Source organism: Actinoplanes sp. NBRC 103695 (assembly GCF_030269485.1).
Taxonomy (GTDB): Bacteria; Actinomycetota; Actinomycetes; order Mycobacteriales; family Micromonosporaceae; genus Actinoplanes.
This window is the reverse complement of sequence record NZ_BSTL01000123.1, coordinates 1-589: the sequence shown is the minus strand read 5'-3', so window position 1 is coordinate 589 and position 589 is coordinate 1. Positions and strand designations below refer to the sequence as shown.

The following is a 589-nucleotide window of genomic DNA, read 5'->3' as shown; positions in this document are numbered from 1 at the left end:
TCGGTGACACCAACCGGTCCCTGCTGCCGTACCAGAGCATCAACCCGATCATCAGCGAGGCGGTGATGGCCGCCGAGGACAAGGGGTTCCTCGACCATCACGGCATCGACATGAAGGGCATCATGCGGGCCGCGTGGAACAACTTCACCGGCGGTGACACCCAGGGCGCCTCGACGATCACCCAGCAGTACGCCCGGCACGCGGCGGAGCTGAAGGAGATCAGCTACAACCGTAAGCTGCGCGAGGCGGTGATCGCCCGCAAGATGGAGGACCACTACTCCAAGGACGAGATCCTCGGCCGCTACCTGAACTCGGTGTACTTCGGCCGGGGCGCGTACGGCATCGAGGCCGCGGTGAAGGCCTACTTCGGTAACAGCCGCTCGGCGCTGACCCAGCCCGGCGCCAAGGGCGCGATCACCCCGGCCGAGGCCGCGGTCATCGCCGCGGTCATCAAGCAGCCCGAGCCGTCCGCGACCCACCGCGGCTACGACCCGCAGAACAACCTGCCGGCCGCTCAGGAGCGCTGGCAGTACACCCTGAACAACATGGTCGAGAAGGGCTGGATCAAACCGGCCGACATGCCGGCCGC

1 protein-coding gene is annotated in these 589 nt (G+C 67.1%); it reads left to right on the top strand.

Annotated features, from left to right (window positions below):
• Positions 1-589: biosynthetic peptidoglycan transglycosylase (locus tag QSK31_RS48540; protein ID WP_285692000.1), on the top strand; the 589-nt coding region annotated here is incomplete at both ends.